The organism is Frankia sp. AgKG'84/4 (genome assembly GCF_023242965.2).
Lineage (GTDB): Bacteria > Actinomycetota > Actinomycetes > Frankiales > Frankiaceae > Frankia.
The window spans coordinates 1-9,072 of sequence record NZ_JALKFU020000183.1 but is presented as its reverse complement, the minus strand read 5'-3'; the positions used below and the strand labels follow the sequence as shown (position 1 = coordinate 9,072).

Below are 9,072 nucleotides of genomic sequence, written 5' to 3'. Positions count from 1 at the left end.
CGCCGGCGAAGCGCCGGGCGGGTCGGGTCACCCGGGTGGGGCTCGCCGGGCGGGTCAGGCGGGGCGTCGCGCTCACGCCGGCACCTCCATCGCCCAGGAGCGGGGCGCGTCGCGGGCGAAGTAGCGGGCGGTGACCTCGGCGCTGACCGAGGAGCAGGTGCTCTGCAGGGCGGACAGCAGGTCCGGCATGTCGGCGACGAGGTCGTCGACACTGTGGAACTCCAGATCGGTGCGGGTGCGTCCGACGAGGCGCCGGGCGGCGTCGTCGACGGTGGACCGGGCGCGGCCGCGGCCGCCGTCGAGCTCGGCGAGGATCTGCTCGGCCAGGGCCAGCGACCAGTACACCGAGCGCGGGAAGAGCCGGTCGAGCAGCAGGAACTCCGAGACCCGGGCGGCGTCGACCGCACGGCGATAGGTGCGCAGGTAGGCCTCGTGCGCGCCGCAGGAGCGCAGCAGGCTGATCCAGCTCTGCGAGTGCGGATGGTCGCTGATGCTCGACGACAGCAGCCGCGAGGTCATGTCGACCCGTTCCAGGCTGCGGCCCAGCACCAGGAACCGCCAGCCGTCGTCGCGGGCGAGGGTCGCGTCAACCAGGCCGGCGAGCATCGCGGTGCGCTCGCGCACGTAGCGGAAGAACACGTGCGGGCCGAGCCGCCGCGCCAACTCCTCCGTATGCGGAAGGTCGTTCCAGGTGGCGTTGAGGCACTCCCAGACGTCGCTGGAGACGACCACCCGGGCGCCGCGGGCGTTCTCCCGCGCCGAGGACAGCGCCCCGGTGATGCTGAACGGCCGCGCCGGGTCGTAGCAGAGGATCTCGAGGACCTGCCGGGAGTCGACGCGCTGGGCGGACTCGGCGGGCTGGCCCATCGCCGCGAGCAGCTCCCGCCCGGCGGACGCCCCGTCCAGCCACGGGTCCTCGAGCACCCGGTGGACGTGCACGTCGAGGATCCGGGCGGTGGACTCGGCCCGCTCCGCGTACCGGCCGATCCAGAACAGCGACTCGGCGATCCGGCTCAGCATGGCGCGCTCCCGCAGGACGGGCCCGCTACCGGCGTGACCGCCGACACCGGGCCGGACTGTTGCTGCTGCTGTTGCTGTTGGCGATCGGAGGAGACGGGGCCGACGTCCGGTCCGGTGGCGGGGCGGGCCGCAGCGGCGGGTGAGCGGCCCAGCGGCAGGCCCGGTTCGCCACCGGTGCGCTCGGCGGCGAGCACCCAGGTGTCCTTCGACCCGCCGCCCTGGCTGGAGTTCACGACCAGGCTGCCGCGCGGCAGCGCGACCCGGGTCAGCCCGCCGGGCAGCACCCAGACCCGGCTGCCGTCGTTCACCGCGAACGGGCGCAGGTCGACGTGACGCGGGCCGAGCCGGTCATCGACGAGGGTCGGCGACGTCGACAGGCGCACCACCGGCTGGGCGATCCAGCCGCGGGGGTCGTCGCAGACCCGCGCCCGCAGCTCGGCGAGCTCACTGTCGCTGGCCTGCGGGCCGATCACGATGCCCTTGCCCCCCGAGCCGTCGACGGGCTTGACCACCAGGCGGTCCAGCCGGTCGAGCACGTAGGCGCGCTGGTCGGGATCCTCCAGCCGGTAGGTGTCGACGTTCGCCAGGACCGGCTCCTCGCCGAGGTAGTACCGGATCAGCTCGGGGACGTAGGTGTACATCAGCTTGTCGTCGGCGACGCCGTTGCCGATCGCGTTCGCGATCGTCACGTTCCCGGCGCGGGCGGCGTTGACGAGGCCGGCGACGCCGACCGACGACTCGGGCCGGAAGTGCACCGGGTCGAGCCAGTCGTCGTCCACCCGGCGGTAGAGGACGTGCACCGGCTGGTCGCCCTCGGTGGTGCGCATCGTCACCTTGTTGTCGCGGACCGACAGATCCCGGCCCTCGACCAGCTCCACGCCCATCTGCCGGGCGAGCAGCGCGTGCTCGAAGTACGCGGCGTTGTAGACACCCGGGGTGAGCACGACGACCGTCGGGTCGGCGATCTCCGGCGGCGCCGCGGCGCGCAGTGCGTGCAGAAGGTGGGTCGCGTAGTCGGCGACGGGACGGACCCGGTGGGTCGCGAACAGCTCCGGGAACACGCGGGTCATCGCGCGGCGGTTCTCGATGACGTAGCTGACCCCGGACGGCACCCGGACGTTGTCCTCCAGCACCCGGAAGCCGCCGGCCTCGTCCCGGACGAGATCGATGCCGGACACCTGCGCGCGCACCCCGTTCGGCGGGTCGATGCCGTGCGCCGCGCGGTGGAAGTGGGCGCTGGTCAGCACCAGGCGGCGCGGCACGATGCCGTCCGCGAGCACCTGCGCCGGGCCGTAGATGTCGGCGAGGAACGCCTCGAGCGCCAGGACCCGCTGGGTGACACCGCGCTCGATCACCGACCACTCGCTGTCGGACACCAGCCGCGGCACCAGGTCCAGCGGGAACGGCCGTTCCTCGCCGAACAGGTTGAAGGTGATGCCCGCGTCCCGGAACGCCCGGTCGAGGGCGACCTTGCGGGCCGCCAGGTCCGCGCTGGTCAACGGTTGCAACGCGTCATAGAGAGCGGTGTACACCTCACGAGGCGTGTTCGACGCCTCGAACACCTCGTCCCAGGCCGCGGTCGCAGCCGCTTCCGCCGGATAACCCTCGAACAGGTCCGCCACGGGCCAGAGCGTAAGGTCTCGTTGTTACTTCCGCATGACGCGCGGGCCCGCGTTCCGCGCGGCGGCGGCCGCCGGAGCCCGCTGCCGGGTGCCCGTGACCTGCGGCGCTCCCGAGATCCGCGGCAGGTTCGCGGCTGCGGGCCCGTGTCGTCGGCTCGGCGCGACGCGCGGTGGGCGGGGACCTGACCCGCCCGTCCCCCGGACGCGGGACGATGTCCGTCCCAGGTCCTTCCCGACCGTCCCCATCCCGTCGTGCGCCGATGCACGAGGGCCGACCGAAAGGCCGCACGATGTCGACGTTGCTGGTGACCGGAGCCGCCGGGTTCATCGGGTCGAACTTCGTCCGCTACTGGCGCGAGCGGCACCCGGCGGACGCCGTCGTGGCGTACGACGCGCTGACCTACGCGGGCCTGCGGGAGAACCTCACCGACGTCGCGGAGCGCGTCACCTTCGTCCACGGCGACATCCGCGACCGCGAGCTCGTCGAGTCCACGCTGCGGGAGAACTCGGTGGACGTGGTGGTGAACTTCGCCGCCGAGTCCCACAACAGCCTGGCGATCCTGCGCCCCGGCGACTTCTTCTCGACGAACGTGATGGGCACGCAGACGCTGCTGGAGGCCGCCCGGACCGTCGGCGTCGCCCGCTTCCACCAGATCTCCACCTGCGAGGTCTACGGCGACATGGACCTCAACGACCCCGGCGCCTTCACCGAGGACGCCCCCTACCTGCCGCGCACCCCGTACAACGCGGCGAAGGCCGGCTCCGACCACGCGGTGCGCGCCTACGGCTTCACCTACGACCTGCCCGTGACGATCACGAACTGCTCGAACAACTACGGGCCGTACCAGTTCCCGGAGAAGGTCATCCCGCTGTTCGTGACCCGGGCGTTGCAGGGCGAGCAGCTCCCGCTGTACGCGTCGACGACGAACCGCCGCGAGTGGCTGCACGTCATGGACCACTGCCGGGCGATCGACGCCGTGCTCGACCGCGGCCGCGTCGGCGAGACCTACCATGTCGGCTCCGGCGTGGAGGCCGACATCGAGACGATCGCCGACACGGTGCTCGCCGAGCTTGGCCTGCCGGCATCGCTGAAGACGATCGTGCCGGACCGCCCGTCCCACGACCGCCGCTACCTGCTGGACTCCACCAAGCTGCGGACCGAGCTGGGCTGGTCCCCGCTGATCGACTTCACCGAGGGCATGCGCTCGACGATCCACTGGTACAAGGAGAACGAGTCCTGGTGGCGCCCGCTACTCGGCCGCTCCCCCGTCGCCGAGACCGCCTGGCAGAGCTGACCCCACAGCGCCCTGGCAGGACCCGCACCGGCCCCGGCGGACCCGAATTCGACCGTTCGGGGCCACCTACGCGATGGTGCTGTTCTGCGACGCCGGCGACACCCCGGTCCGCGGCACCGTCTACGAGGTCCAGCGCGGCCGCGACCGGCGCAAGCTGGCATCGTGGAAGCTCTACGTCGGACATCTCGAGAGCGAGTTCCGGGTAACGGCCTCGCTCGTCGTGTTCGTACCGGATCCGGCCGTGGCCCGCTGGTACCACCACCAGATCGCGTCGGACACGCGCAGCGGCGCGCGGTTGTGCCCGCGGTTGTTCAGCGCGACGGACCTACCGTTGGTCGTGGAGATAAAGGCGGCGCGGACCCGCCCGGCGCCATCCGCGGGTATCGGTGGCGAAGGCGACAAAGGGTGATAATACTGGCACGGTGAGCGCCGATGGTTCGTGATCACCTCGCAAGCGGCCCGGACCTTCCGCAGTCACCGACTCCGCCCCGCGCACACTCGGAGGAATCACGGCTCGAGTCGAAGTTGGACGCCCTCGACCGGGCCGCGCTCCGGTTCCGCGACAGCAGCCCCGACGACGATGGCGACAACGGCCCCGCCGCCGAAGGCCGCGACAGCAGCGGCCGCCGAGACGACGCCCCTCGGGATGGCGGCGGACTCGGCTTTGCTGAAGGTGAGCAACGGGCGGCGCCGTCCGACAGGTTCAACGCCCTCACCCGCTGGGCGCGGCGTCGCGACGAACCGCCGGTTCCGGCGGAGCGCCAACCGCCGGGGGACGAGAACCGACCGGAAACTCCGCTGGACCGCAAACTCGCGCTCCTCGACGAGGCCGCCGCCAGATCGACGGAACCCGTTGAACGGGAAAGCACCGACTCACCCCGGACGATGACCCAGGCGGACTTCTGGCGACGGCACCCCGACGAGTACATCCCACCCGGCCGTGAGGCCCGACGACCAGACGCAGCCGAACCCTTCCGAAATCCCCGCGACTGGGTCGCCGACATCAACCCTGACCGCCGCACTCCGGGCCGCGACAACAACTGCGGAGAATGCACCCGGGCGACCGAGCTCAGTTGGCGCGGGTTTCCCGCTGTGTCCGCCGCCTACGGAATTCCGAACTCACCTGGCGAGACTGACGACCGCATGGAGGAGTGGTCGCGGACCAACCTGGAACCGCGAAGTTTCGACCAGGTGGCAGCCCGGCTGACCGACGATGGCCATGGAGCCTCCGCGCTGGTCGCGGTCAGCTGGCGAGGGCAGGGGGGCGGCCACTGGTTCAATATGGTGAACTATAATGGCGAGATTCTTGCCGTCGACAGTCAGCGTGGCCGGGTGGAGGAATGGCCACCTTCCCGCCGAGGCATCGGGTTCGATGAGAGCATGATCACCGAGTCATTGGCCGTCACCTTCGACCCAGACGGGCGTATCACCTGAGGAGCAGCATGATTGAAAGTGCTACCGCATTCTCACTTGCGACCGAATATCTTGGTCGGCCGCGCGATGACGCGGAAAAGCCATGGCGTCTGGTCGAGTTCCCCGAGGGGTGGCTGGTCAGGCAGGATCTTCCTGGGAGAGGCGGCGCCGCCGTGGTGATCGAACGCTCCTCGGGAAAGATCAAACGCTTTCCCTCCTACGTTCCGCCGGTGCTGATCTGCGACGATTACGCGTCGGTCGTGAACGAGGGTGACGAGGTGCCGGTCGCTGGCGGTCCATCCTGAGCTGATTCTGGACGTCGCCGTACGGTCGGCACCGGCGGCCCGCGCTGGCGGGGTTAGCCGCCCGCGACGGAGGCGTAGAGGGCGGCGGTGCGGTCGGCGACGGCGGCCCAGCCGAACTCGTGCACGGCGCGCTCGCGGCCGGCGCGGCCCATCGCGGTCGCGCGGGCCGGGTCGGCGAGCACGGTGTTGACGGCGTCGGCGAGGGCGCGGGGGTCGTCCGGGGGGACGAGCAGGCCGGTGGTGCCGTCGTCGACGACCTCGGGGATGCCGCCGACGCGGGAGGCGACGACGGCGGTGCCGCAGGCCATCGCCTCCAGGTTCACGATGCCCAGCGGCTCGTAGACCGACGGGCAGACGAACACGGTGGCGTGGCTGAGCAGCTGGATGACCTCGGGCTTGGGCAGCATGCCGTCGAGCCAGACGACGCCGTCGCGCTCGGCGCGCAGGCCGTCGACCAGCGCGGACGTCTCCGCGAGCAGCTCGGGGGTGTCGGGGGCGCCGGCGCAGAGCACGAGCTGGGCGCGGCGGTCGATCGAGGCCGCGGCGCGCAGCAACACCGGCAGGCCCTTCTGCCGGGTGATCCGCCCGACGAAGATCACCATCGGGCGTTCGGGCTCGATGCCGTACTTCTCCAGCACGTCGGTGGCCGGGTCCGGGTGGTACTCCTCGGTGTCGATGCCGTTGCGGATGACGTGCACCCGCGCGGGGTCGACCGCGGGGTAGGCGTCGAGGATGTCCGCGCGCATCCCGGCGCTGACCGCGACGACCGCCGCCGCCGACTCGATGGAAATCCGCTCGGCCCACGACGACAGCCGGTAGCCGCCGCCGAGCTGCTCGGCCTTCCACGGCCGGTGCGGCTCGAGCGAGTGCGAGGTCATCACATGCGGCACGCCGCCGAGCAGCGCGGCGAGATGCCCGCCGAGGTTCGCGTACCAGGTGTGCGAGTGGATCACGTCGGCGCCGACGGCCGCCGCCGCCATCGACAGGTCCACCGAGATCGTCCGCAGCGCCTCGTTCGCCCCGTCGAGCGCCGCCCACGGCCGGTGCGCGCTGACGGCGGCCGTGCCCGGGGCCGGGGCGACCTCGACGACTGCCCCACCCCCGGCGCTGCCGACGCCATACCCGAGTCCGGCCTCGACCACCGCCGCGAGCGCGGAAGGCCCGCGACCTTCACGGTGGACGGTGAGCTCGACCAGCCGGGCGAGTTCCCGGGCCAGGTACTCGACGTGCACACCCGCCCCGCCGTAGACGTCCGGGGGGAACTCGCGGGTGAGCAGCGCGACGCGCATGAACGGCATCTCTCCATCGACGGGACGGACGGGACGGACGGGACGGACGGGACGGACGGGTCCGGCCGGGCAGGTTGATCCCGGCGTGCCGGAGGACTACTCGGTGACGGTGATGCCCTTACCGACCACGGTGATGCCCTGTTCGCTGACGGTGAATCCGCGGGCGCGGTCGCGGGCCTTGTCGACTCCGACGTGGACGCCCGGCAGGACACGGACGTTCTTGTCCAGGATCGCGTCGCGAACCACCGCACCGCCGCCGACGACGGCGTTGTCCAGGATCACGGCGCGGTCGACCTCGGACCACGAGTGCACCCGCACACCCGGCGAGAGCACCGACGAGCGCACCGTACCGCCGGAGATGATCACACCGTTGCTGACGATGCTGTTCATCGCGCAGCCCGTGCGCGCCGGATCGTCGTGCACGAACTTCGCCGGGGGCAGCGACGGCACGCTCGTGAAGATCGGCCATTCCCGGTTGTACAGGTTGAACACCGGGTCGAGCGCGCACAGGTCCATCTGCGCGTCGAAGTAGGAGTCGATGGTGCCGACGTCGCGCCAGTAGCCGTGGTCGCGCTCGGTGGTGCCCGGCACGTCGTTGGCCGAGAAGTCGTAGACCTCGGCGGCGCGCTGCGCGACGAGCATCGGGATGATGTCGCCGCCCATGTCGTGCCGGCTGTCCTCGTCGACGGCGTCCTTGCGCAGCGCGTCGATGAGAGCGTCGGTGGAGAACACGTAGTTGCCCATCGACGCGAACGTCTCGTCGGGGCTGTCCGCGAGGCCGGGCGGATCCGCGGGCTTCTCGAGGAACCCCTCGATGGTCCGGCCGTCGCGCGCCGTCTGGATCACGCCGAAGGCGCTGGCCTCGGCGCGCGGCACCCGCAGGCCGGCGACGGTGACCCCGGCGCCCGACGCCAGGTGCTGGGCGACCATCTGGCGCGGGTCCATCCGGTACACGTGGTCGGCGCCGAAGACGACGACGATGTCAGGATCCTCGTCGTAGACGAGGTTGAGGGACTGGTGGATGGCGTCGGCGCTGCCGGCGAACCACTGCGGCCCGAGGCGCTGCTGCGCCGGCACCGGGGTGACGTAGTTGCCCAGCAGGTTGCTCATCCGCCAGGTCGTGGTGATGTGCCGGTCAAGGCTGTGGCTCTTGTACTGCGTCAGCACGGCGATCCGCAGATAGCCGCCGTTGACCAGGTTGGACAGCACGAAATCGATCAACCGGTACAGACCGCCGAAGGGAACGGCGGGCTTCGCCCGGTCAGCCGTCAGCGGCGCAAGCCGCTTGCCGGCCCCCCCGGCCAGTACCAGTCCGAGAACCCGTGGGCTCGGCACGGACGGCTCCTGTCTCCACGGCGCGATAGGACGACGACCTGCGGTTTTGTACCCCTCTGGCCGGCAGGAAACCTCGCCGTGCCGGCCCGGTTTCCACGAGATGTCCCACATCACCGCTGGTCGCCACTTGCGACCCTACAAGTCCGCCTCGCCGGTATCGCCGCCGGTGTCCACCCGTGCCCCACCTGGGCTACGCCCCGGTGACGCGCCGACTCAGGCACCCCCGAGGACCCCCCGCCGCGTGTTGTCCACGAGCTCCAACCGATGCCGTCCCACCACAGCGCCGGCCAGGCTGATCCCATCGGGATCTTCCCTCAGTTTCGGTCCGCGCCTGGCTTGCGCCGATCGGCGACGTGACGCCGATCCGGAACAGTGCCGCCACATTCCGAACCTGGGGTGTCGCGCGGGCGTCATGGTTCGTAGCCGACTGTGCGGGCCGGCGTCCCTCCGAACGTGGTGCGATGACAAGTGCCGATGCATTCTTCCGGACGAAACGTCGCGCTCGGCGTCGAGGTTCTCGGCGACCCTCGCACATCGTCACCGGCGCCCACGTTGTCTCCCGAGGAGTTCGCCATGTCGTTCCCTCTCCCGCCTTCCCGCCGATTTGCCACCGCGCTGGCTGTCACCGGCGTTCTCGCCTGCGCGGGTTGCGGCGCCAGCGCCGAAGCACCGGCGTCGGCCGGGGGCGTCACCGTCCGGCCGGCGACCGTCCGGCCGACGACCGTCCAGCCGGCGACCGGGTCGGCCGGGCAGGACCCGGCCTCGATCTCCCCCACCCAGCCCGGGGCTGGAG

The 9,072-nt window shown here is 71.4% G+C and carries 9 protein-coding genes; 5 read left to right on the top strand and 4 right to left on the bottom strand.

Going from position 1 to position 9,072, the window contains the following annotated elements; translation table 11 throughout:
- Positions 1-72: 72 nt before the first annotated feature.
- Together MXD58_RS13325 and MXD58_RS13320 are read right to left on the bottom strand one after the other, a co-directional pair.
- Positions 73-1,020 (bottom strand): alpha-E domain-containing protein, encoded by a 948-nt coding sequence (locus MXD58_RS13325; protein WP_248840739.1) that lies wholly within the window; start codon positions 1,018-1,020, stop codon positions 73-75.
- Positions 1,014-2,642: a circularly permuted type 2 ATP-grasp protein gene (locus tag MXD58_RS13320; RefSeq protein ID WP_248840740.1), complete on the bottom strand. Its 1,629-nt coding sequence runs from the start codon at positions 2,640-2,642 to the stop codon at positions 1,014-1,016. The genes MXD58_RS13325 and MXD58_RS13320 overlap by 7 nt, the downstream gene beginning before the upstream one ends.
- Positions 2,643-2,932: 290 nt before the next feature.
- On the opposite strand from MXD58_RS13320, the gene rfbB reads away from it, so the two are divergent.
- The 4 genes from rfbB (at position 2,933) to MXD58_RS13300 (ending at position 5,655) form a co-directional block, all read left to right on the top strand.
- Complete coding sequence (rfbB, locus tag MXD58_RS13315; RefSeq protein ID WP_248840741.1) at positions 2,933-3,937, top strand: dTDP-glucose 4,6-dehydratase; 1,005 nt, start codon at positions 2,933-2,935, stop codon at positions 3,935-3,937.
- A gap of 73 nt (positions 3,938-4,010) precedes the next feature.
- Positions 4,011-4,346: a hypothetical protein gene (locus MXD58_RS13310; RefSeq protein WP_248840742.1), complete on the top strand. Its 336-nt coding sequence runs from the start codon at positions 4,011-4,013 to the stop codon at positions 4,344-4,346.
- Between the two features lie 116 nt (positions 4,347-4,462).
- Positions 4,463-5,371 (top strand): toxin glutamine deamidase domain-containing protein, encoded by a 909-nt coding sequence (locus MXD58_RS13305; protein WP_248840743.1) that lies wholly within the window; start codon positions 4,463-4,465, stop codon positions 5,369-5,371.
- 8 nt (positions 5,372-5,379) lie between these two features.
- The gene (locus MXD58_RS13300; protein WP_248840744.1) at positions 5,380-5,655 is read left to right on the top strand and encodes an SUKH-4 family immunity protein; all 276 of its coding nucleotides are present in this window, start codon (positions 5,380-5,382) and stop codon (positions 5,653-5,655) included.
- A 53-nt stretch (positions 5,656-5,708) separates the two neighbouring features.
- Here the strand turns inward: MXD58_RS13300 and glgA are convergent, their stop codons facing one another.
- Both glgA and glgC read right to left on the bottom strand, forming a co-directional pair.
- On the bottom strand, positions 5,709-6,944 hold the full coding sequence (glgA, locus tag MXD58_RS13295) for a glycogen synthase (protein WP_248840772.1): 1,236 nt from the start codon (positions 6,942-6,944) through the stop codon (positions 5,709-5,711).
- Between the two features lie 96 nt (positions 6,945-7,040).
- Positions 7,041-8,279: a glucose-1-phosphate adenylyltransferase gene (gene glgC, locus MXD58_RS13290; RefSeq protein ID WP_248840745.1), complete on the bottom strand. Its 1,239-nt coding sequence runs from the start codon at positions 8,277-8,279 to the stop codon at positions 7,041-7,043.
- A 573-nt stretch (positions 8,280-8,852) separates the two neighbouring features.
- Between glgC and MXD58_RS13285 the strand changes: the two genes are divergently transcribed.
- On the top strand, positions 8,853-9,072 hold a 220-nt coding region (locus MXD58_RS13285; protein WP_250609363.1), incomplete at its 3' end, for a hypothetical protein.